Raw genomic sequence first — 21,694 nt, 5'->3', positions numbered from 1 at the left:
ATTAGCCCCCTCTGTTGCTGTTAAGGCCAACATCACGTCCAATTTCAAGCTCCAGCGCCAACGACCGCACTCTCTGAGCCGCCTCAGCAAGTCGCTCTTGTGCAAGCGCTCCGCTCTTCACCGCCTCAACTATCGTCCGGACGATTACCTCGAGACCTGATTGGCTCGAGACCAGCAGCAAGTCGACGCCCGCGACCAGGGATGCCACTGCTGCCGCCTCGACTGTTCGTCCGCGCAGAATGCCCGGTGCGTCAAGATCATCCGAAATGACCAGCCCGTTGAAAGCAAGCTGCCCACGCAGGAAGGACAACGTTTTAGGAGAAGTACTGGACGGTTCTTCGGCGTCAACAGCAGAGACCAACGCGGGGCCTGCCATCACGGCCCTGACACCAGCGCCAATAACATCCCTGAACACTCCAATTCCTGGCATCAGCTCGTCCAGAGTGGCATTGACTACCGCCGCATGAAGCGCCGGATCGAGCTCGGTCACCGGGTGGCCAGGAAAGTGTTTCGCGGTAGCGGCAACACCACCGGCCTGAACGCCACGCACAAACGCGCATGTGATCCGGCTCACTTCAGCCGGATCGACGCCGAGATTGCGCCGCACAAGCCATGGGTTGATGCCGGTCACAACGTCGACGATTGGTGCCAGAAACAGATTGACGCCCAGACCGCGTGCCGCCTTTGCTACCTCGGCCGACTGCCTCGTGATTTCATCCGTTGACAGGGCATGGGCCTTTTCAAAGTCCGGTAACGCGGGAGCGAGCTGATGAAGACGCTGAATGCCGCCGAGCTCCTGGTCGATGGCGACGATGACACCTCCGCCCGCGTGCCGCCGAGCAAGCTCGGTGATGCCTTCGAATTGCCCGGCGGATTCACTCGCGCGCCGCTCGTCGCTCATAGCGCGAGAGACATACTCGTCCCGGCTTTCGCCCAGAAGGATGGAAACGCCGCCGTTGTCCAGATAGCGCAACACGACGTCGTCAAGTTCAAGGCCGCCAAACGCTGGGAGTAGGACCGCGTGAGCGTCCTGAATTAGATCGTTCAAGGAAATATCTCCTATTGGGTGAGAGGGCGCCAGCGACACGCCGATATGGCGCTCGGTTCAGTCAGAGCTTGTTATAGCACCTTATAGCTCAATATAGCTCGTTTACATGATCAAGAAAGTCAATACCGGCTAATCTCGTGCGCGAACATGAACGTTTTGAGCGTTCCGGCCAAATGCCGACGATGGCTGAACTGCTACTCGTTGGAGCGCGCGCATCGCATCCGCTGCCAAAGATCATGAACACGATATCCATAACGCCCGTCCCTCAAACCCCGTTTACACGGGATCCAAATTCAACAGCCTGTTAGAAGTCTTACTGTGTCGTAAATTTACGGGCTACTGCTTTAATGGCTCGTGCAGGCGTTGCGTGAGGCGCCTTGTGTGTTGCCCTTGAAGGGACGTGACAGGCGCATCCATTTGCGTGCTCCTTTCGAAAAAACGGGTGCCGGAATCCTCCGTTTTACTCCAGGGGCTTACTCTCGCTGACCTTCCATAGTATCTAGGAGACGGTCAGGTGGCTGATGATGGATGCGGGGCTATGGGTGCCGCACCGGCAGCGGCCGCCGAAGTGCTGCTGCCGGATGACAAGTCTCTTCCTTTCGAGGTGCGGGAATATATGACCGGCGAAGGGTTCGACGATAGTTTTTTTGGAGGGGCGAAGGTTAATCGCGCCTGAGATCAAGATCAACATCCCATCTCGCTTTCAATGAGGGGGAAAGCGTCGAAATCCTAATGGAATAACGTTGAATAGTTTTCACGATCGCTCCCCTATGTCACCAGGCTTGGCAGACGCGCGACCACGACGAGACCACCGCCTTCTCGCGGCGTTGCGCGGATATCGCCACCGTGCAGCGCCAGCGCGCGACGGGCAATGGCCAGCCCCAGACCGGTGCCGGGCACTACATGCATCGTGCCATCGTGCTGGTACGGCTCGAGGCGCCGGAACGGTTCAAAGATCTCTTCGCACGACTCCGCCGGCACGCCCGGACCTCTGTCGCTCACGCTGATTTCGAGCCACCCGGCCCCGTCACCTGCTGCCTGGGACGAATTAGACGTAAGCGCGCGAACCTCCACAGTTGTGTGGGGAGCGGTGTACTTGATGGCATTGCGCACGACGTTCTCGAAAGCGCGGTAAAGTGGTTCTCCGACGACTTCCGTCACAAAACTGCCCGGCGCGTCCAATGTCACCGCGCAGCCACGCGCCTGCGCCTCGAAGGCAGCGTCCTGCACGATGTCGGCCAGCAACTCCATGACATCCACGCGTTCGCGCGCCGGGTTCATGGCACCCGCCTCCAGTTTATGCAGAGTCAGAAGTTCCTCAATGAACTGGTCCAGCCGCTCCGCCTCACGCGCGATGCGCTCGGCCATCGCTGCTGCCGACTGGGGGTCTTGCTGCATGAGCCCGATCGCAGCCTGAATACGCGCCAACGGTGACCGCAGTTCGTGCGAAACGTCATGAAAGAGCTGGCGCTGCTGCATCGCGGCCTGCTGGAGACGCGCGGCCATGTCGTCGAACTCTCGCGCCAGATCGGCGAATTCATCGCGGCGCGAGCCGAGTGCCGGTGAGACACGTACTTCAAAGCGCGCGCGCGCCGCATCGCGCAGCGCCTGGCTTAGATGTCGTAGCGGTTTGGACAGATACCAGGCCAGCGCGAAGGCCACTGGCAGCCCCACCGCGGCCCCTGACAGCCCCGGGATGAGTAGAACCCAAGGCATCGCACCGGGCGGAGGTGGGTTATGCCCAGTCGCATACAAATAGAAGCCAGCGCACGCGAATGCCGCCACCATGGCGAGCCACAGTAGGACGAAACATCTCCAGAACAGGCGTCCAAGCGGCAATTGCATGGTTCAGTCCGTCAGCAGCTGGTAGCCCATGCCGCGCACGCTGACGATCCACGGCTGCCCGTCGGGACGTTGGCCCAGCTTCTGGCGGATGCTGCTGATGTGTACATCGATGCGCCGGTCGAAGCGTGCCAGCGGCCGGTCGAAAGCCTGCAGCGAGATATCCTCCTTGCTGACCAGCCGCCCTGCGTGACGGACCAGGATTTCGAGCAGGCTAAATTCCGTGCCAGTCAATTCGAGCGGATCTCCTTGCCAGGTGGCGCGCCGGCTGGAAGGCCACAGCACGAGCGGCCCGGCGTGGATCGGGCTGCTGGCGCCGGCCGCACTCGTGCCGGACGCACGGCGCAGGATGGCTCGTAGCCGGGCGACCAGTTCGCCTGGCGTACAAGGCTTCGGGACATAGTCGTCGGCGCCGAGATTGAGGCCGGAGATGCGGTCGATGTCGTCGCCGCGGGCTGTCAGCATCAGCACCGGCACGCGACTGGCCGAGCGAATGCGGCGCAGCGCCTCGATGCCCGACAGGCGCGGCATCATCACGTCGAGCACCACGATGGCAAAACGCCCGGACAGCGCGCTGGCCACGCCGGCCTCCCCATCGTGCGCCACCTCGGCAGCAAAACCTTCGTGAGCAAGATATTGCACCAGCATGCCGGTCAGTTCGGCGTCGTCGTCGACTAGCAGCACCGACGTCATCGAGGATGGATCGAGGTTCATCATGAAGCCAGTATGGCGCAGCCGGTATTGCACGAGAAAGTCTTTCCCACCGAATTTTACGCAACTTAACCTGGCCATACCGCGCTAGATCATGCGCTCTGGACAATAGCGCTCGTCGGCCCGGCGCGGGCCAAGGAGCGTGCATTGAATGAATTGGAGCAAAATCGTCGCCATCGGGCATGGCTGGCCGCGATCGCGAGCAGCCTTGCGTTGTGCGCCTGCGCATTGCAGCCGCCTTACCAGGCGCCACGGGTCGTCGAGGCCACCGGCTGGCAGGCCGAACTGCCGCACGGTGGAAGTGTGGAGAACCTTGTTGAGTGGTGGCGCGGCTTCGACGACCCAGCGGTTTCCGAATTGATCCGCACGGCCGAAGCCGACAGCCCGACGCTCGCGAAGGCAGTGGCCCGCATCAACGAGGCTCGCGCCACACTGGCGTCCAGCAACGCCGAGGCCGGGCCGACATTAACAGGCAGCGGGTCAGTCATGCGGGAAAAGTCCGTCGTCAATGTAGGCAGCACCGTCGCCTCGAGCCTGACGACCACGCGCAGCGGCACGCTGGACGCCTCCTGGGAACTCGACCTGTTCGGCAAGGTGCGCTCAGGGCGCGAATCGTCACAAGCGCAACTGGAAGCCCGCATCGACGACTGGCATGACGCGCGTGTTTCGCTGGCCGCCGAGGTTGCCGACGATTACGTGCAGTACCGGGCCTGCCGCTGGCTTGCCCACGCCTATGAAGAGTCCGCGGCGTCGTACGCGAAAACCGAAAAAACAACGCTTGCGGCCGTCGGTGCCGGTATGACGCCTTCCTCTGACGGCTACCTTGCGCAAGCCAGCACGGCCAGCGCCAACGCAACGGCCACGCAGCAGCGCGTCACCTGCGAAGAACTGATCAAGTCGCTGGTGGCGCTCACAGGTGCCGACGAGCGGACACTGCGTGACGTCGTCGACCGGCCACAAGCGCCCAATCTGCCCCGGCCGGGGGCATTCCGCGTGCAAACCGCCCCTGCCGACCTCGTTCGCCAGCGGCCCGATCTGGCATCGTCCGAGCGCGCGCTGGCCGCGGCCTATGCCTCGATCGGGCAAGCCCGCGCAGATCGCTTCCCGAGCCTGTCGCTGTCAGGCTCGGTTGGCCTCTCGGCCACCAATCTGACCACCCCGATGTCCGCCTGGTCGGTCGGGCCGAGCCTGTCGGTTCCGTTGTTCGATGCGGGCAAGCGCAAGGCTGCCGTGGATTCGGCACAGGCCAGCTATGCCGCGCAGCTGGCCGCCTACCGTAGTGCGGTGCGGACGGCGATCAAGGAGGTCGAGGTGGCGCTCACCGACCTGGACGGAGCCGCGCGCCGCAGCGACGATGCGCGCCGTGCTGCCGAACAATACCGCCGCTATGAGAGTGCCATGGAAACCAACTGGCGCGCAGGCTTCGACACGTTGCTGACGCTGGAACAGGCGCGCCGCTCTCTGACCAGCGCCGAAATTACGTACATCGAACTGCAGCGAGACCGTGTCCGTAGCTGGATCTCACTCTACAAGGCCCTAGGCGGTGGCTGGCAGGGCAACGACGCCGTGATATCGACTGCCCGTCCCACGCCCACTACACCCGCCACCTCGCAAGGAACTACACAGTGAAGCTGATTCACCGCAAGGCCGCATTGGCAGCCTTCATCATCGTTGCCTTAGTCGCCGCTTGGCGGCTGACATCTGGTTTTCGAGTCCACGCAGAGACGCAAACGCCGCCCGCCGCACTGACCGTCAGTGTGGTCGAGCCGCAGTACCTGCAATGGCCCGACACCATTGAGGCCAATGGCAGCACCGCTGCCTGGCAGGAAGCGGTGATCGGCGCCGAGACAGGCAGCTTGCGTATTACCGAACTACTGGCCGACGTAGGCAGTGAGGTAAAGCGCGGTCAGTTGCTCGCGCGGCTTGCCGATGCCACTGCGTCGGCGGACCTGCGCAAACAGGAGGCCGCGGTAACGCAGGCACGCGCCAACCTGGAGCAGGCCGAGGCTGACGTGAAGCGTTCTAGGCTGGCCGCCGACAGCGGTGCATTATCAGCGCAGAAGCTCGATGAGTACCGCATCACGGAAATCGTTGATCGTGCGGCGCTTGCCTCGGCTGAAGCCGACTTGCAGAATAGGCGTATCGCCCTGTCGCAAACGCGCATCGTCGCGGTAGACGACGGCATCATATCGTCGCGCTCGGCATTGCTTGGCAACGTGGTGGGCGCCGGCACAGAGCTATTCCGGCTCATTCGCCAAGGGAGAATCGAATGGCAGGCGGAAGTCGATGCCCAGCAGTTGCCGCGGATTCGTGCGGATCAATCAGCGCGCGCGACGTTGCCGGATGGAAGGCTGGTCGACGGCAAGGTGCGTCTGGTGTCGCCCACGCTATCGACGAATACCGGTCGCGCGATCGTCTACGTGGCACTGAGCGGACATGACGCCCAACCCGGCATGTTCGCCAGCGGCTACATCGAACTGGGAAAGGCACGGGTATGGACGTTGCCGGAATCCGCGCTGGTGCCGCGCGACGGCCGCACCGATGTGTACGTGCTGAACCCCGACGGTGCGACTGTCGCACGCCGCACCGTGATAGCGGGACGCCACCGCGACGGCCGCTGCGAAATCATCTCCGGGCTTCAATTCGGTACGCGCGTGGTGGCCAGCGGCGGCGGCTTCCTGTCGGATGGTGCGCTCGTGAAGGTGGTGCAGAACAAGGGCCTCGCGGGCATGGCCGCGGCAACCGGCATTACAGGGGAGGGGCTGTGAACATTTCCTCCTGGTCGATCCGCAATCCCGTCCCAGCGGTGCTGTGCTTCATTCTGCTGACTGTCTTCGGACTGGTCGGCTTTCACAAGCTGCAGGTGCAGGATTTTCCGGAGATGGATCTGCCGACCATCAACATCTCCGCATTGCTAGAGGGCGCGGCTCCGTCCCAATTGGAAACCGAGGTGGCCCGCAAGATCGAAGACAAACTGACCTCGCTGTCGAAACTGGACCACATCACGACGAAGATTACCGACGGCGCGGTAAGCATCAGCGTCACCTTCAAGCTGGAAAAAGACCCGCAGGCCGCGCTCAGCGAGGTGCGCAACGCCGTGGACAGCGCGCGTGCCGAGTTGCCGGGCGAGATGGTGGCCCCCACCGTGTCGAAAGTTGACGCTGCGGGCGCCCCGCTCCTCACCTACACGGCCAGTTCTGCGGTGCTCGATGAGCAGGACCTGTCCTGGTTCGTCGACAACGATCTGACCAAGGCACTGCTCTCCGTGAAGGGGGTTTCGAAGGTCGAGCGGATTGGCGGCATCGACCGCGAAGTGCGTGTCGAGCTGAACCCGGCACTGATGTCTGGCCTCGGCTTGACGGCAGAAACCGTCTCGAATCAGATCAAGGCCATGCAGCGTGACCGCTCGGGGGGCCAGGGCGATATCGGCGGCGAGCGGCAATCGTCACGCACCCTGATCGGCGTGGGTTCTGTACAAGACGTGGCAGCACTGACCATTGCCACCGGCGATGGCCGGCGTGTGCGCCTCGATCAGATCGCCCTCGTCTCCGACGGCGCCGCGGAGCGCACGACTTACGCATACCGGAACGGCAAGCCGATCATCGGCGTGCAAATCACGCGTGCAAAGGGCAATTCGGACGTGACCATGCTGCACGATGCGCGCCGTGCCGTAACCGCCTTTACCGCCGCGCATCCGCAGGTGCGTCTGGTTGAGGCAAGCAATACTGTCACGCCCGTCGAAGACAACTATGAAGGCTCGATGAGCATGCTGATCGAGGGAGCACTGCTCGCCATCGTGGTGGTCTGGTGGTTCTTGCGGGATGGCCGGGCCACACTGGTTTCCGCAGCGGCACTGCCATTGTCGATCATCCCGACGTTTGGCTTCATGTACCTGGCCGGCTATTCACTGAACACGATTACCCTGCTCGCTCTTTCGCTTGTGGTCGGGATACTCGTCGACGACGCGATCGTCGAAATCGAAAACATCGAGCGGCATTTGCGCATGGGCAAGTCCCCTTTCCAGGCCGCGATGGAAGCGGCCGACGAGATCGGCCTGGCCGTGATCGCCACCACGTTTACGCTCGTGGCAGTGTTCCTGCCGACGGCGTTCATGGCAGGCATACCTGGGCTGATTTTCCGTCAGTTCGGGGTGACCGCGTCGGTGGCTGTGTTGATGTCACTGCTGGTCGCCCGATTGCTCACGCCAATGATGGCCGCTTACCTGATGAAGGCTGCCAGTCATGCCGGGCACGACAGTCCGCTGATGACCCGCTATCTGCGCTGGGTCCGTACATGCCTCGACAGGCGACGCCGTACGATGACGGCTGTCGGTGTGTTCCTGCTGATCTCCTTCGCGGCGATCGCCGCGTTGAAGACCGGCTTCCTTCCGCTACAAGACAAATCGCAAACGCAGGTCAAGCTCGAACTGGCGCCTGGCAGCACGCTGGAATCGAGTCGAACCACCGTGCTTCAGGCTGAAGCGCTGATCCGTCGAGTGCCCGAGGTAGAAAGCGTCTTTGCCTCCGTGGGTCGCGCTAGCGGCGGCGGCGATCCGCTCGAGGGCGCCAGCAGCACACCCGACGCGCGCAGTTCGACACTCATCGTCGATCTGGTTCCGCGCGGCGAACGCAGGCGAAAGCAGCCGGTGGTGGAGGACGCGATTCGCGCGCAGTTGCGCGAGTTGCCGGGTGTGCGGGTGTCGGTGAATAACGGCGGCAACGGCGAGAAGCTTCAGATCACGCTGGCCGGCAGCGATGCGGTTTCGCTGGAGGCCGCAGCGTCCGAACTGGAAAAGCAGTTGCGAACGCTGCATGGCATTGGCAACGTCACGTCCAGCGCAGCACTGCAACGCCCTGAAGTGCAGTTCCACATCGACCCCGCGCGGGCTGCCGCCTTGGGCGTGACGGCCGAGGCTGCTGCGAACGCCGTTCGCATCGGTACCTACGGCGACTACTCCACGACGCTGCCCAAGCTGAACCTTCCCGGACGCCAGATCGCCATACGTGCCCGTCTCGATCCCGCGTTGCGGCAGGATCTGGATGCCATTGGTCAACTGCGCGTGGCAGGCAGCCATGGGAGCGTCACATTGGCTTCGGTCGGCTCGCTCTCTATCGGAAGCGGCCCTTCGCAGATCGACCGTATGGACCGGGATCGCAACATCGCATTGTCCGTCGAACTCAACGGACGCACGCTCGGTGAGGTCAACAACGAAGCACAGCACTTGCCGGCGCTTCAGCATCTGCCGCCCGGCGTCCATCAGGTTCAGCAAGGCGAAGTCGAGCGCATGGGCGAGTTGTTCGGAAGCTTTGGCCTTGCCATGGCAATCGGCATCTTCTGCGTATACGCGGTCCTCGTACTCCTGTTTCACGATTTCCTGCAGCCGGTCACCATCCTTTGCGCGTTGCCGCTATCGATCGGCGGAGCGATGTTCTCGCTGCTGGCTACCCGCATGAGCTTTTCCATGCCGGCGCTGATCGGCCTGCTGATGCTGATGGGCATCGTGACCAAGAATTCGATCCTGCTGGTCGAGTACGCCGTGATTGCACGGCGCGAGCGCGGCATGAGCCGGCTGGAAGCATTGATGGACGCCTGCCACAAGCGGGCTCGGCCGATTTTGATGACGACTATCGCGATGGGAGCGGGCATGCTGCCCAACGCGCTTGGCCTGGGGGCGGAGCCCAGCTTCCGCCAACCGATGGCAATCGTGGTGATCGGGGGCTTGCTCGCTTCCACGTTCCTGAGCCTGATTGTGATTCCGGTGATGTTTACCTATGTGGATGATCTGGAACAATGGCTGCGCCGCCGGTTCAGCCGCACGCCCAGCGTGGAGCACGCCGGTCTGGCGAAGGACGCGGCATCCTAATGAAGACTTATTCCGACCTGATCGTTTGCAACGGATGCGACACGGTCTACCGACGCCCTTCCCTGGCACGAGGCGAAACGGCGCGCTGCGACGAATGCCACGCCACGTTACATGGCGCAATCCGTCTTGACGTCGATCGCTGGTTGGCCCTGACTGTAGCTGCGGCCATCGTCTACCTGATCGCCAATGTTTGTCCGGTCATTCGCATCGGATTGCGCAGCCAGCATAATGAAGCGACTCTCTGGCAGTCTGCCGCGGCGCTCGCGCACAGCGCGGCAGCGCCCATCGCAGTGCCGATAGCGATGTCCGTGATCGTAGTGCCTCTTTTGCAGATCGCGCTCCTCGGATGGACGCTGGCCTATGCGCGGGCCGGTCGCCGCGCACCCGGGTTCGCTACCGCGATGAGGCTTCTCGTCGCATTGGGGCCGTGGAACATGATCGAGGTTGCGTTGCTTGGCGTCCTCGTATCCGTCGTCAAGCTCTCCGGTTTTATGGAAGTCACGCCGGCCATCGGCCTCTGGGCCATGGCGGCATTGATGATGTTGATCACGCTGATCACCCAACGCGACGTCCGGCACTTGTGGGATCTGGATCTGATAGACAGCGGTACGCAAGCATGAGTCCACGCCCCCGTGCACATGAACTTGGCGTGCTTGGCTGTCATGTATGCAGTCTGGTTTGCGAAGCCTTGGCCGACGGCAGCGGACAGACACGGTGTCCTCGCTGCTACGCCAGGTTGCATCGCCGGCGGCCCGACAGCATCGCGCGCGCCTTCGCCTTCCTGCTGGCGGGAATTATCTTCTACGTCCCCGCCAACGTAATGCCAGTGATGTTCACGGCCAAGCTGGGCAATGGTAGCGACAGCACCATACTGCAAGGCGTCTTCGCGTTCTGGAGGTCCGGCTCCTACGGGATCGCGCTCGTGATCTTCATCGCCAGCGTAGCCGTGCCCTGCGCGAAGTTCCTGATCCTCGGCCTGCTGCTTCTCGCCGCCCGGCGCGGCAGCCGCTGGGCACGCCGCGAGCGCGCCAGGCTCTATCGCATGGTCGAGCTGATCGGCTACTGGTCGATGCTCGACGTGCTCGTGGTCGCAATCGTCACCGCGCTGGTCAGGTTTCAGGGGCTGGCCACCGTCGAGCCGCGCCCAGGCATTCTCTTCTTCGGCGGCATGGTGATCCTGACCATGCTTTCAGCCATGCAATTCGATCCCCGTTTGACTTGGGACGGCGAGAAAACATGAGCGACATCCGTGAGCAAAAACCCGAGCCGGGCCTCCCTGTTGTAATCCGGCGTCGACAACACATTTCCCTCGTCTGGCTGGTGCCGACGATCGCGACGCTGATCGGATTCTCGCTGCTGCTCCATACGTGGCTGTCGACGGGGCCGACGATATCCGTCTCCTTCCAGACTGCGACAGGCCTCGAAGCCGGCAAAACGCCAGTGAAGTACAAAGACGTGTCGATTGGAACGGTGTCCTCCATTACTCTGAGCGAGGACGGTTCGCATGTGGTCGCGGCCGTGTCTCTGAACAAAAGCGCTGAAAACGTAGCGCGCGCTGATACGCGGTTCTGGGTGGTACGCCCCCGCATCGGCCTCGGCGGCGTGTCGGGCATCGATACGCTGCTGTCTGGCGCCTACATTGGTGTGGACAAAGGTACCTCACAGCAATCCTCTCGGGTCTTCACGGGGCTTGAGACCCCGCCGACGGTCATTAACGGGATGCCCGGCAAAAGCTTCATGATCCACGCCGATGATCTCGGCTCCCTCGATATTGGCTCCCCCGTCTACTATCGCCGCATCCAGGTAGGTCGCGTCGCCTCCTATCGGCTAGGAGCCGATGGTCGCGGTATCGAGCTTCAAGTCTTCGTCGATTCGCCGTACGACCGCTTCGTCACGATAGGCACGCGTTTCTGGAACGCCAGCGGTGTCGACGTTTCGCTAGGCGCCGATGGCCTGAAGCTCAACACCCAGTCGATGGCCACTGTCATGGCGGGCGGCATCGCTTTCGCCACACCACTCGGCAGCAGACAGGACCGCGCCCCGGCCCAGACACACTTCGAGCTGGCAAAAGACGAACAGACCGCGATGGCTCCGCCAGACGGTCCGGGCCAGTACATACAGTTGCGCTTCGAACAGTCCCTACGTGGCCTCGCGGTGGGCGCGCCCGTGGAATTCTCCGGACTCAACATCGGCCAGGTGGTATCGATCTCGCTCGATTACGACGCCGCCAAACATCGGTTCCCGTCGATCGTCGGCATCTTGGTGTATCCGAGCCGCGTGGGGAACGTGCTCGAGCAGTTGCCGAAGTACGGGGGCGATTCCGGGCAGCAGGCGGCCCAGTTCCTTGCCAGCATGGTCCAACACGGCTTGCGGGCTCAGGCACGCTCAGGAAACCTGCTCACCGGTCAGCTCTACATCTCGCTCGAATTCGTGCCCAACGCGTCAGCAGTCGCCTTTGACATTCATGCGCGCCCCCTAACGCTTCCCACCGTTAGCGGAAGCTTCGACCACATGCAGGAACAAATCGCCAGCATAGTCGCCAAGATCGAGAAAATGCCGCTGGACTCCATCGGCGAGCGCGTCGACGCTTCATTAGCGGATTTGCACGAGACACTACGGCAGGTCAATGGCCAGATCTTGCCAGCCGCAACGCAAACCCTGCAGCAAACGAACCAGGCGCTTGGAGCGGTGCAAAGCACGTTCGCCGCCGATGCGCCATTGCAGCAGAACCTTCAACAGTCATTGCAGGAGGTGCAGCGTACCGCCGGTTCGCTGCGCACACTCATTGACCTGCTCAGCCGTCATCCCGAAGCGCTACTGCGCGGAATGTCGAGCGATTCGCATCCCACCTCGAACGCCAATCCTGCCGCAACCGGAAACTGACATGAATGCCCTCCTCCGCCTAGGCCCGGTTGCGCTGCTACTCAGTCTCGTTGCCTGCGCTTCCGAACCCGTCCACTACCACACGCTACTTGCGCCGTCGCCTAGTACGGCGTCGCCGCCGCAGCAGCCTGTCGACTTTCTGATCGAGGTTATGCCCGTGGGCATTCCCTCCAACCTCGATCAGGTGCAACTGGTCGTGCGACAGGGCACGAATGGCGTAGCTGTGCTCGACGGCGAACGCTGGGCAAGTCCATTCGGTGACGAGGTGCGCGGTGCGCTATCTGCAGAGCTGACTCAGCGGCTCGGCACGCAGAACATAGCGGGCCTGCCTCAGCCTTCCGGCAAGCCACTTCTGAGGATCAAGCTGCAGATTCGTCGGTTCGATGCATGGCCCGGGCAGCGAGTTCAGCTGGACGCCAACTGGAGCTTGGGTTTCGCGAACGACTTCACAAACAGCCGGTTACTATGCTCAGGTCATTTCGACGAGCCCGCTGATGGCGGCTACTCCGGGATGGTTACGGCGCAACAGCGCGTGATCGCAACGCTCGCTGCCCGGATCGATACCGACGCGCGACATTGGGTTCGCTCGCAGAGCATGGGTTGCCCCCTGGAGGCCAGCATCAACGAGGCGCAACATTGAGCGTCAAGTTGCATTCAGGGGATACTCCCAGATCGTCCGGCCGTGAGGTCAGCATGTAGTCCAATGCATTCACTTTGGGCGGCAAAGCCCAGCCTCCGCTATCTCCTGGCAACCGTCGTGATCGATGGCTTGCCCCCCATTCTCGGACGACGTGACGAGCCTCGGCGGCCAGCGAACGCACTCGGGAATCCACGGCTGCGACCTGCTCATTGGCGAGTCGCTCTCGGCCAGACAAGCTATTTGGCAACTGCATGGAAGCTCAACTCGCCCAGCTTCTGTGCGACGGATTCAATACCAAAGAAAGGGATACGGTAGTGGTACTCCAGCGGCACCTGTTTTCCATTGACCAATGCGTCGGCCTTTATCTCATCCTTCGCCACAAGCGCGATTGGTGGGATGAAGAAGGATGCGACGATGGTAACGGATCGAACCGCGAGGCCGCGCTCCGTGTAGTCCTTGATCGTCAGCATCATTGTCTTGTCGCTCTCGATCTGGACACCGGCTTTGGCCGCCGCCGCTGCGTAGCCCTTATGGATCAACTCTGGAACAGTGGGGCGTACCTGACAGTCCCCGCAATCGATCAGGACAGAAATATCCGGCACGCTCTTCGCTAGGGCCGTGGGGCCCGCTGGGGCCGTTGGCCCTGTAGCCGTGCACCCTGCCATGAGCGAGGCGATTGAAATCGAACCGAGTGTCAAAAGTCTAGTGAAATAGTTCATGTTGCTGCCGTTGGTATGGGTGATTGCCCGGCATTGGTACGCCGAAGAGGGTTGCCTGGGATCCCGCAAGCGAGCGTTCCGCTTGAGGCGGCGAGTGACACGATTTACGCGCTGGTCCCCAAACTCTGTTGCACGAGGTCAAGTCGTAAGCCATTTGACGACGACATGTGGTGTCGACGGTTGCGCCACGATCCATACTGTGACTTCGCCGTCGTCGCCACGCCACTCGCGCGAGAGACGGACTGTGACGTTAGCCCCGCGTGCGTCACATGCCGTCACGTTCCTAGCATTGTCAGAGGTGTGTCGAATCCTACAATCCCTAGTTCTTGAACTACGGGGTGATGTCATGGCATTGCACAGAGCGCGATCAGTCTTCTGGATGCTAATCGCTATACATTCGAGCGCATTTGCGAAGCCGCCGGTGGAACCAGGAAAATGGGAACTGACAGGTGTCTTCAAAGGCCTGCCCTTTGGCGACGCTGCCGAGCGCATTCGGACGGTGTGCATTTCGGAGGCAGCACTTGGCTTGATCCCGGAGAAAGCGCTAATGGCTGCTGCACCCCAGCCGAGCGACGATGACTCCAAGCCGCCCCCGAAATGTGAGTACTCCAATGTCCGCCGTGAGGGCGCGCAGTCTTCGTGGGAACTGGCGTGCGAACGTCCTACAATGTCCGGAATCGGAAAGGCGACATCCGCGCCCAATCAGGTGTCTCTGCTGGAGACATTCGAGCTGAAAATGCCTTTCGGTTCCCGCTCCATTCAGCACATCGTGCAGGCACGCCGCCTGGGAGACTGTCCTTGAATGCCGGGTTCATTGCAGATACTGTCACCTGCGCGTTAGCCTCGTTTGCCGCACTTCAATACTCAGCCGCCGAGGAGTCAGGATTGCATGCTGACGAATCCATTCGCGGGACTGAGTCGACATCCCAGCATCGCCGCCTTCGGCATTAACAATTTACTAAGCGATCTGATGATCAAGCGTTTGCCTGAGCAACTGGAGACTCACCCTAACTAAGCTGACCGCCAGAGACAGGTCGATCCACATTCGGCGCATGCGCAACAAGCGGTCTGGTACCCCCAGAACCTTATGGAAAATCAATTTTTATCACCGCCATTCCAGCCTCGTCAGAGCGGCGATGGTCGTTTCAAAATATAAAAATCTGGCGGCATTGAGACTGTCACGGAAACTACAACATAGGACTCCTGAAATTTGTGGTAACACATGCCAATTATGCGCCGCTATTCCCCGCATCGCGAGGTTTCGCAATGGAGAATAATATGGCCCGACAGCGCTTCATCTCGAAAACTGGTCATGCACTCTCTGCCTGGTTCGGTCCGTTACCGTCGATGCGCTACGACGTCCGATTTGACGAAAGTAACGCGCCTCCGCGCATTGCGCAAATCCGCAGATCCATTGTTTTATTGTAGATAAATTAATGATGAGCGACAGAATGCGACGATCCATTTCCCTAATCGCGATAGTCTTCATGTTGTGCACGACGGGATGTACCAATCTACCATTCCTTTCCGGCATCGTTGTGGGTACGGCGATTGGTGTCGGTGGAATCGTCACCCTATCGATGTCCCACTAGTTTCCGTCCAATGCGTAAGACATTATCCATTTCGGAAAACCATTTCATCTTATCGGATATCTACCATGTACTTCTTCGCAATTGGTCACCGGGATGCAATCCTCGCTCGCCACGTCGTGCGAATGATCGGCGTAACTGCCACTGTGCTTGGCACGCTCTTCGCCGCGTCCCGACCTGCGCAAGCCGCCAGTTTTCCATGTCGCTACAGCGTATCCGCCTCCGAGAAGCTGGTCTGCGAGGACCCTGAGCTGTCTTTGCTTGATGACAAGCTTGCTGCGCTCTATAGCCACGCCAAATACCTCGCACCAGACATCGAGGCACTCGAAGCCGACCGCATCAGTCAATGGTCTTGGCGACAGCGTCAATGCAAGGACAAGGCGTGCGTTATCAATTGGTACATCCGCCGCATCGCCGAACTCAATGCCGATATTCAACAGGGACAGCAAGCGCAGATTCTCTCCCTCAAGGCAAACCTGACCGCTCAAGGCCTCTTCCCCGACGCTCAGAATGCCGTGCTGGAACTCAAGGGAGTGCGTCCGCCCTCCGATACAGGAAAGCAGTAAGCGACGCGCGATCGAAGGGGAGATTGTGCCTATTCGGTCAGGATCAGCTCATCTCAATCACGGAATGTGGGTAGTGTTGTGCTGATCGCTTTTTTATTTGTCGCGCCGATCGCGATCCTCGGCCTGTTCTGGATCGGGTCAAGGATAGATCCGCAGACGGGTCAGTGGCGACCGGGACGCCATGCAAAGACGGATACGACAACGCTCGTTCTCCAAAGTACGCGGAAAGAATATTACGCTTTACCGCACTCCGAATATCTCGAGCGTTTCAGTTCGTCGGCCGCTGGAAATACCATGTTGGAAAGCGTTGCCCATTCCGACCCGAAATCACTGAGCGTGCGAAAATTCGGCTCGATATAGTTGTCGAGCGAGTTCGAGATTCCGCAGCCCAAGCACATAATTCGGCTGCCAACATCAGGGATAGAGCGGAAGAGAACTCTTCGAGGGCGCGAGGTTCAGCGGTCAAACAATCCTATCGGCGATGCTATCGGGAATCGTATCCGGTCAATTAACGACCCTGCTCAAGCGGTCCGATTCGTTATCGCGCGGATGGCCGTGTAAGGCGCTCTCACAAATGCCATATCAGCCTCGCGTCGACTGACGTTTCCGTGCCGAGTTTGAAGCCGAGTCGTTCGTAGAGTCGACGCGCAGGATTCCCATGAAGGACAGTTAGAGAGACAGGCACACCTTCGCGCTTTGCTGCGGCCAGCACCGCACGCAGAACGTTTTCGCCAATACCTTTGCCTTGATGGCTGGGCAATACCTGGATCTGGTGTAGATGCCAATCGTGATTCGTTCGACTCAGCTTTAAAAGCCCCACCCTGGCAAACCCCTCGCAGATGATCTTGGCGTCTTCGAAGTTCGACAAAATGCGCTGGTAGTGTGCCTCATCGTTCGTAGGTAGGCAGCCCAGTTGCGAGTGCTCGGTCATCGTGAGCTTGCGAAGCCTGAAGAGAAACGGTACGTCAGCCGTTGACGCCGCGCGCAATATGATTAGTTGGTTCATTGTTAGTAATCGCTTATCTTTGCTTGACGAATTCACAGTAAGGCGTGGATCCCCATGTTCAGTTGCACTCGTCACGATCCGAGACAAATCACCCACGCCACTTCGAAACCGTTTGCTGCGTGACCTGCGGTTTCGCTGCGACCGCGTTGTTGGCGGTCCCTTCGGCACAGGCCGGCGCGATAGGCACTCTCAACGCCAACGGCTGAGCGGTCTTGCATCGCATAGTGAGCGCCATCAGTTGATCGCGCTCCGATTAGCTGAGTACGGGGTTGTCTCTTGGGACGTCTATTCATCGCCGTCTCCTCTCATGACGTCACACACTGGACACCGCTATCGGATGCGGCGACAATTATTGAACGAATTTTGACTCGCGACACTGGTCGGCATACCACGTTCCCGTTCAGCTCGCGCGCCCGTAATATCGTTACGAATGTTCCCTGGTGGTCGCGAGGGCAATGCACTGCAGAAGCGTTAAGTACTTGCGCCTCTCGATGCTGCAGTAGCCACGGGAATGAGCGCCGACGGAAACTGTTCCAACGACGCTTTGCGTATCGGCGAGCTCGAAATGTCGACCGACATCCCTCCGATCAACTCGATCGCACGTCGTGAGTGCGACTCGGCTTTGCCAATTTGAGATCTCGAATTCGTTCAACGGCCACGGCGCAACTTACATCAGTGCATCATGGAACACTTGGCCAATTAACTGGTCAGGTCATGGATCAGTTCACCACGCGTTACACACGGTATCGGCGCACAACAGCAATGTTATGAAGCTAGCCGGCAGCCTTGTAAGCCGGCGCAAACGCAGAAAGACACGCCATTCGCTGATATCATCTCGGTTTCGACGGGCACAAAAACATAGCCATGTCCACGGACTGTCTGAATGTACCGATGCACTGTGGGATCGGGTTCTAGTAGTTTGCGCAACCGAACCACTGCGGCATCCACGGCACGCAACGAAACGGTATCGTCGCGCGTATGGGACGCAGCCATCAAACGCTCCCGCGATACTGTGACGCCAGGATTTTTTGTCAGCTCAGCAAGCATCGCATATTCGACGGTATTGAGAACGCGCACCTTGTCGCCGAGGTGCAGACTTCGGGCAGCAACATCGAATACAAATTGGCCAATTTGTATTGGAGCACTTGAATCGCGTGGTGCCCCTGGTGTAACGCCAGTACGCCGCAAAACGGCTCGCACACGAGCGAGCAGCTCCCGTTGCTGATACGGTTTGCTCAAACAGTCATCCGCACCCATCTCCAGCCCGATCACACGTTCGATCTCCTCGCTGTGCGCGGTCAGCAAGATGATGGGAACTGAATCGCCCTCGGCGCGTAACTTGCGACAAGCGACAAGTCCCGACATCGCCGCCAACCTCGCATCGAGCACGATCAGATCGGGACGTACACGGTGCACGCGACGCAGCATCTCTTCTGCAGTGGCCATGGGCGTGATAACGAGTCCATGATTCTCAAGGTAGTTGCAAAGCATGTCCCTTAGCTTTACATCACCCTTCACGACGAAGAGATGATAGGGGCGCCCGCAATCCATAAATTCGACGTCTATCATTGATCTATCACGCAATCGTGGCCAACAGGCCGTTGCAGCACTCTAATGACACGGCAGCCGGCAAAGCCGCTGACAGTCGGCAGCCTTGCGGCGAAAATAATGTCCCGGGAAGCGCACGACATCCTCCGATGTGCGCTGGACGCAACCTGCAAGCACACGGCTCGCAAGGTCCGAAGTTTGCGCAGCAACAAGATAGGAGACCTGGAAGAACTCATGACATCGCTGAAATTTCGGGCATCGTAGACGCGCTTTTGGTTCAACGCCGTTCGGCAGCGTTAAGCTGGGTAAAAATCCGGGTACAAGGTATGTCTGACCGGGTACACCGGAGCCGCCAGTGGCACGCTGCGATATGGTTCTTGGTTCTGAGCCGAATCGCCGCCGGTCTGCAACGCGTAACCCATCCTCGCGAATGAAAGAACCAGTCGGGCATCGATCTCATCCCGCAAATGATGTGCCGCTGTTCCCCAGATGACTGCAGGATCTTCAGACTCCACTGACGACACTGAAATTTGCCGCAGCACCCGCGTGTGGAAGCACGCTTGCCGCGCAATCCAGGCGCTGCGTCAAGGTCTTGTTGTGCGCGCAGGACAACTGGAGTGCCGGATACCGCAGCATTGACATGCTAGTCATTGATCGTAGTCCGTTCCGACATTAGTCCACTGCCAACGTGGCGTCGGCCACCGCCCTGAGTCTGATGCGACATGGCTGTTCGATAGCGATAGATTAAACCTCTTGCCGAGATTGGCTGCATCCTCATTTCGAGAGTTTTACCCAGCTTAACGCTGCCGAACCGCGTTGAACCAAAGGCGCGCCTACGATGCTAGAAACGCCCAATGGCATCGCGAGCTCGCTCACGTCGCCACACATTCCCGCTATCTTTGGCAGGTTTCCAGTGTCGGGCAACGTGTGCCGTTGCCCGTTCGCACAGCCGAGATCAGCTTTTACAGATAATGGTTACCACATCCGACGACGACAATCTGCCCGCACAGTCGAAGGTCTTTATCTATCGCTACGCCGTGGGCTGATCGCCCCGCCAGTCCGATTTATCCTATTTACCAACCAGGAACTCGCAGATGTCACTCTCGCTTGAGCAAACCAACCTTATTATCGCCACCGAGTTGGAACGATCGAAGAAGCCTGTCTTGCCAATAACGCACCAAATTTCCCTGAAGATCGCTGCCACGGCGTTGGTTTCGTCGTTGCTGCTGTCCGCCTGCGTACCTTTCGCACCTGCGCCTCCCCCACCGGCCGTCCCTCTCTTGGCACCCGTGCCACTTGGACCAGGTCCAGGTCCAGGTCCAGGACGCTTCTGAGGTCAAGGCGTGGAGATCCGCGATGCACTTGGGACTGTGCCATATGACAATGTCGGTCATGTATAGCCTTCGGTGGTCAACTTGTTGTATGGCCCCCAATGGATGCACACATTCCAAGTGCTCTCGCCGCCTCCTACCCCGTCCACCGGCTCAGTCACGCGGCATCCGCCAGCATCAACTGACGGCGGCAGCCAGCAGCTGCACAACGGCACGCCTACTGGCGTCGAAGGTCCTCATCCGAGGGATCATCAACCATCAGGAGGCATTCAATAGAGAGTACTTATCTTTTGAGGCCGTTGACCGCATGTACGGGTGATGACGTAAATCTCCGGGAGCAGGCAAAGCCGGTGAAAAGATTCGCGAAATAGTGAACTGTCATCGGCGGTACTCACCCAAGACGCCGGCAGTAGTTCGGGACCACGGACGATAACCCGCGTCATCGCCGCAACCCATCTCGACACATCTCCTGCGCGGGAATTAGATGGCCAGCGGCCGCCTCCTCCGGCCTCAAGGGCTCGAGATAGACTCATTGTGAATACTCGCTTTTCGATAGCCGCCATTCACTTGTGTGTACGCGGTGCATCACGACCATGGTTGACAGCGATGTGCGGCGTGTGGCTGCGTCAGGGTGACGTCGGATGCAGCGAAGCAGCAACACGTCGACGGCCGAGGTCGACAGCGTGGACAGCGTGGACAGCTCGCAACATTCGATCATCTGATGCCGCTACCATCGCGATCCTTGCGGCGTGGTGATTTGTGCACGGTCTCATACGTCGACGTTTGAAAGATTCCCTAGCCTGCATCTTTCTGCAGATATGCCGCAACACGGCTCCTTCTCCACGCAGGAAACATCTCGCGTGCATTCGTAAGCACCTCAGAAATGTGTATTTTTCTCAGCGCATCATTGGGCAAGACCTTGCGCGATCATTCACTACGCCACACGACGGCGTGTGCGTCGAGCCACAGTAGCACACCGCAAAGCGGTGTTCCCGAAGACTTTCGTACTTCATGAGGTTTGTCATGACTATCCAGAACAATCAATTCAGGCGATCACAGAACAATAACCGGCCCGCCAAGGTTGAAAAGCCCGTCGCGCACAGCATGTCGATGACTTCCGCGTCGACAAACGACAAAGCGGGCACCGCGCAAACGTCCGTCCCACCCGTTGACTTCGGCGGCAAACACATCATCACAACGGCCTGATATATGGAGGTTACTGTGTCGAAATTCCGCAATTTCAACGGTACGCGGCGCGTTGCCGCGCGGTTCGCAATGTGGCTGTTGACGGGTGCAATGCTGCTGCCACTCAATGGTTGTGGGGTTGTCGCACTGCCATGCCGGGTGACTTCAGCGGTGCTGAAGATTGTCCCCGTAGTCGGCCACTCAGCCGCGACGCCGCTCGACGCCTGTGCCGCTGCCATCGACTAAGCAAGTCGAGCCATGAAACTCATCCGGATCAGGCATGCCGTGCTGGCTTGCGCCGTTGCATCGTTGCGCGTTAATCAGGTGTCGGCGCAACAGACTACCGTGACGTCCGTACCGCTCATCGGTACAGAGAAGCATCGGAATAGATGTACTACGCTGTCTCGGGGTGGGTCAAATTTAGATGAAAACGGTGGGGGTGCGGCTAAAATCTTGGACCGGTTTATGCTGCGATTCGAAGACTCTCCCGGTATTCGAGCGGGCTGAGAGAGCCGAGCGAGATCTTAATCCGCTTTGCGTTATACCAGCGGATGTAAGAGTCGACTGCCTCAATGAATTGCTCAACGGTCGTAGCCCGCCAATCACGAGGATAGAACAACTCCGTCTTCAGCCGCCCGAATAAACCCATCTCGTTATACACAAATCGACGCTTCCAGAAACGATGGTGGAATAGCAAAGCAGCCAGAAGGGGGTTGTTAACAATGCGGATTTCGCGTTTACTCTCGGATTTTCGGCATGAAGA

General features: G+C 59.8%; 19 protein-coding genes. 12 read left to right on the top strand and 7 right to left on the bottom strand.

The features are described 5' to 3' along the window. Nucleotide 1 precedes the first annotated feature (1 nt). Complete coding sequence (locus DLM46_RS33345; protein ID WP_115108135.1) at nucleotides 2-1,048, bottom strand: glycoside hydrolase family 3 N-terminal domain-containing protein; 1,047 nt, start codon at nucleotides 1,046-1,048, stop codon at nucleotides 2-4. Nucleotides 1,049-1,562: 514 nt separating this feature from the next. Between DLM46_RS33345 and DLM46_RS39705 the strand changes: the two genes are divergently transcribed. Further along, nucleotides 1,563-1,724 (top strand): hypothetical protein, encoded by a 162-nt coding sequence (locus tag DLM46_RS39705; protein WP_165848112.1) that lies wholly within the window; start codon nucleotides 1,563-1,565, stop codon nucleotides 1,722-1,724. A 92-nt stretch (nucleotides 1,725-1,816) separates the two neighbouring features. Here the strand turns inward: DLM46_RS39705 and DLM46_RS33335 are convergent, their stop codons facing one another. After that, the gene (locus DLM46_RS33335; protein WP_115108131.1) at nucleotides 1,817-2,893 is read right to left on the bottom strand and encodes a HAMP domain-containing sensor histidine kinase; all 1,077 of its coding nucleotides are present in this window, start codon (nucleotides 2,891-2,893) and stop codon (nucleotides 1,817-1,819) included. Between the two features lie 3 nt (nucleotides 2,894-2,896). Further along, on the bottom strand, nucleotides 2,897-3,583 hold the full coding sequence (locus tag DLM46_RS33330; RefSeq protein WP_115108215.1) for a response regulator transcription factor: 687 nt from the start codon (nucleotides 3,581-3,583) through the stop codon (nucleotides 2,897-2,899). Nucleotides 3,584-3,757: 174 nt separating this feature from the next. Here DLM46_RS33330 and DLM46_RS33325 point away from each other — a divergent pair, with 174 nt between their 5' ends. The 7 genes from DLM46_RS33325 (at nucleotide 3,758) to DLM46_RS33295 (ending at nucleotide 12,987) form a co-directional block, all read left to right on the top strand. Next, a complete protein-coding gene (locus DLM46_RS33325; protein WP_115108129.1) occupies nucleotides 3,758-5,230 on the top strand; it encodes an efflux transporter outer membrane subunit in 1,473 nt (490 codons plus the stop codon). Then, nucleotides 5,227-6,369: an efflux RND transporter periplasmic adaptor subunit gene (locus tag DLM46_RS33320; RefSeq protein ID WP_115108126.1), complete on the top strand. Its 1,143-nt coding sequence runs from the start codon at nucleotides 5,227-5,229 to the stop codon at nucleotides 6,367-6,369. Before DLM46_RS33325 ends, DLM46_RS33320 begins: the two co-directional genes overlap by 4 nt. Continuing rightward, the gene (locus DLM46_RS33315; RefSeq protein ID WP_115108124.1) at nucleotides 6,366-9,464 is read left to right on the top strand and encodes an efflux RND transporter permease subunit; all 3,099 of its coding nucleotides are present in this window, start codon (nucleotides 6,366-6,368) and stop codon (nucleotides 9,462-9,464) included. Before DLM46_RS33320 ends, DLM46_RS33315 begins: the two co-directional genes overlap by 4 nt. Then, entirely contained in the window at nucleotides 9,464-10,084 is a 621-nt protein-coding gene (locus tag DLM46_RS33310) for a paraquat-inducible protein A (protein ID WP_115108121.1), read from the top strand. The genes DLM46_RS33315 and DLM46_RS33310 overlap by 1 nt, the downstream gene beginning before the upstream one ends. 68 nt (nucleotides 10,085-10,152) lie before the next feature. Then, nucleotides 10,153-10,704, top strand: a complete 552-nt coding sequence (locus DLM46_RS33305) for a paraquat-inducible protein A (RefSeq protein ID WP_341868617.1) — start codon at nucleotides 10,153-10,155, stop codon at nucleotides 10,702-10,704. Further along, nucleotides 10,701-12,347 (top strand): PqiB family protein, encoded by a 1,647-nt coding sequence (locus DLM46_RS33300; protein ID WP_115108117.1) that lies wholly within the window; start codon nucleotides 10,701-10,703, stop codon nucleotides 12,345-12,347. The genes DLM46_RS33305 and DLM46_RS33300 overlap by 4 nt, the downstream gene beginning before the upstream one ends. A 1-nt stretch (nucleotide 12,348) precedes the next feature. Next, on the top strand, nucleotides 12,349-12,987 hold the full coding sequence (locus DLM46_RS33295) for a PqiC family protein (RefSeq protein WP_115108115.1): 639 nt from the start codon (nucleotides 12,349-12,351) through the stop codon (nucleotides 12,985-12,987). 236 nt (nucleotides 12,988-13,223) lie between these two features. On the opposite strand, the gene DLM46_RS33290 is transcribed toward DLM46_RS33295, so the two are convergent. Beyond that, nucleotides 13,224-13,706 carry a hypothetical protein gene (locus tag DLM46_RS33290; RefSeq protein ID WP_244306459.1) on the bottom strand — a complete coding sequence of 161 codons (483 nt, stop codon included), beginning with the start codon at nucleotides 13,704-13,706 and terminating at the stop codon, nucleotides 13,224-13,226. Here DLM46_RS33290 and DLM46_RS41380 point away from each other — a divergent pair. From DLM46_RS41380 to DLM46_RS39195, 3 genes are all read left to right on the top strand, one after another. Further along, nucleotides 13,705-14,508, top strand: a complete 804-nt coding sequence (locus tag DLM46_RS41380; protein ID WP_115108113.1) for a DUF3617 domain-containing protein — start codon at nucleotides 13,705-13,707, stop codon at nucleotides 14,506-14,508. The genes DLM46_RS33290 and DLM46_RS41380 overlap by 2 nt on opposite strands. A gap of 855 nt (nucleotides 14,509-15,363) precedes the next feature. Beyond that, nucleotides 15,364-15,861, top strand: coding sequence for a lysozyme inhibitor LprI family protein (locus tag DLM46_RS33280; RefSeq protein WP_115108110.1), 498 nt, complete (start codon nucleotides 15,364-15,366; stop codon nucleotides 15,859-15,861). Nucleotides 15,862-15,939: 78 nt separating this feature from the next. Further along, nucleotides 15,940-16,221 (top strand): hypothetical protein, encoded by a 282-nt coding sequence (locus DLM46_RS39195; RefSeq protein WP_133300420.1) that lies wholly within the window; start codon nucleotides 15,940-15,942, stop codon nucleotides 16,219-16,221. A gap of 208 nt (nucleotides 16,222-16,429) precedes the next feature. Here DLM46_RS39195 and DLM46_RS33275 read toward each other — a convergent pair whose 3' ends face one another. Both DLM46_RS33275 and DLM46_RS33270 read right to left on the bottom strand, forming a co-directional pair. Next, nucleotides 16,430-16,867 carry a GNAT family N-acetyltransferase gene (locus DLM46_RS33275; protein WP_115108108.1) on the bottom strand — a complete coding sequence of 146 codons (438 nt, stop codon included), beginning with the start codon at nucleotides 16,865-16,867 and terminating at the stop codon, nucleotides 16,430-16,432. Nucleotides 16,868-17,632: 765 nt separating this feature from the next. Further along, the gene (locus tag DLM46_RS33270; protein ID WP_115108105.1) at nucleotides 17,633-18,436 is read right to left on the bottom strand and encodes a response regulator; all 804 of its coding nucleotides are present in this window, start codon (nucleotides 18,434-18,436) and stop codon (nucleotides 17,633-17,635) included. A gap of 2,519 nt (nucleotides 18,437-20,955) precedes the next feature. Between DLM46_RS33270 and DLM46_RS41175 the strand changes: the two genes are divergently transcribed. After that, nucleotides 20,956-21,177, top strand: a complete 222-nt coding sequence (locus DLM46_RS41175; protein WP_341868616.1) for a DUF6726 family protein — start codon at nucleotides 20,956-20,958, stop codon at nucleotides 21,175-21,177. 217 nt (nucleotides 21,178-21,394) lie between these two features. Here the strand turns inward: DLM46_RS41175 and DLM46_RS40675 are convergent. Next, a partial coding sequence (locus tag DLM46_RS40675) for an IS3 family transposase (protein ID WP_244306458.1) occupies nucleotides 21,395-21,694 on the bottom strand: 300 nt, incomplete at its 5' end.

Source organism: Paraburkholderia lacunae (assembly GCF_003353175.1).
Classification (GTDB): Bacteria; Pseudomonadota; Gammaproteobacteria; order Burkholderiales; family Burkholderiaceae; genus Paraburkholderia; species Paraburkholderia lacunae.
This window is presented reverse-complemented; position numbering and strand designations above follow the sequence as displayed.

Bases quoted from the DNA above. Each gene is read 5' to 3' on its own strand.
- DLM46_RS33300 (WP_115108117.1), top strand. From the start codon at position 10,701: ATGAGCGACATCCGTGAGCAAAAACCCGAGCCGGGCCTCCCTGTTGTA.
- DLM46_RS33295 (WP_115108115.1), top strand. From the start codon at position 12,349: ATGAATGCCCTCCTCCGCCTAGGCCCGGTTGCGCTGCTACTCAGTCTC.
- DLM46_RS41380 (WP_115108113.1), top strand. From the start codon at position 13,705: ATGTTGCTGCCGTTGGTATGGGTGATTGCCCGGCATTGGTACGCCGAA.
- DLM46_RS33290 (WP_244306459.1), bottom strand. From the start codon at position 13,706: ATGAACTATTTCACTAGACTTTTGACACTCGGTTCGATTTCAATCGCC.
- DLM46_RS33310 (WP_115108121.1), top strand. From the start codon at position 9,464: ATGAAGACTTATTCCGACCTGATCGTTTGCAACGGATGCGACACGGTC.
- DLM46_RS33335 (WP_115108131.1), bottom strand. From the start codon at position 2,893: ATGCAATTGCCGCTTGGACGCCTGTTCTGGAGATGTTTCGTCCTACTG.
- DLM46_RS33270 (WP_115108105.1), bottom strand. From the start codon at position 18,436: ATGATAGACGTCGAATTTATGGATTGCGGGCGCCCCTATCATCTCTTC.
- DLM46_RS33275 (WP_115108108.1), bottom strand. From the start codon at position 16,867: ATGAACCAACTAATCATATTGCGCGCGGCGTCAACGGCTGACGTACCG.
- DLM46_RS33330 (WP_115108215.1), bottom strand. From the start codon at position 3,583: ATGACGTCGGTGCTGCTAGTCGACGACGACGCCGAACTGACCGGCATG.
- DLM46_RS41175 (WP_341868616.1), top strand. From the start codon at position 20,956: ATGGAGGTTACTGTGTCGAAATTCCGCAATTTCAACGGTACGCGGCGC.
- DLM46_RS33280 (WP_115108110.1), top strand. From the start codon at position 15,364: ATGTACTTCTTCGCAATTGGTCACCGGGATGCAATCCTCGCTCGCCAC.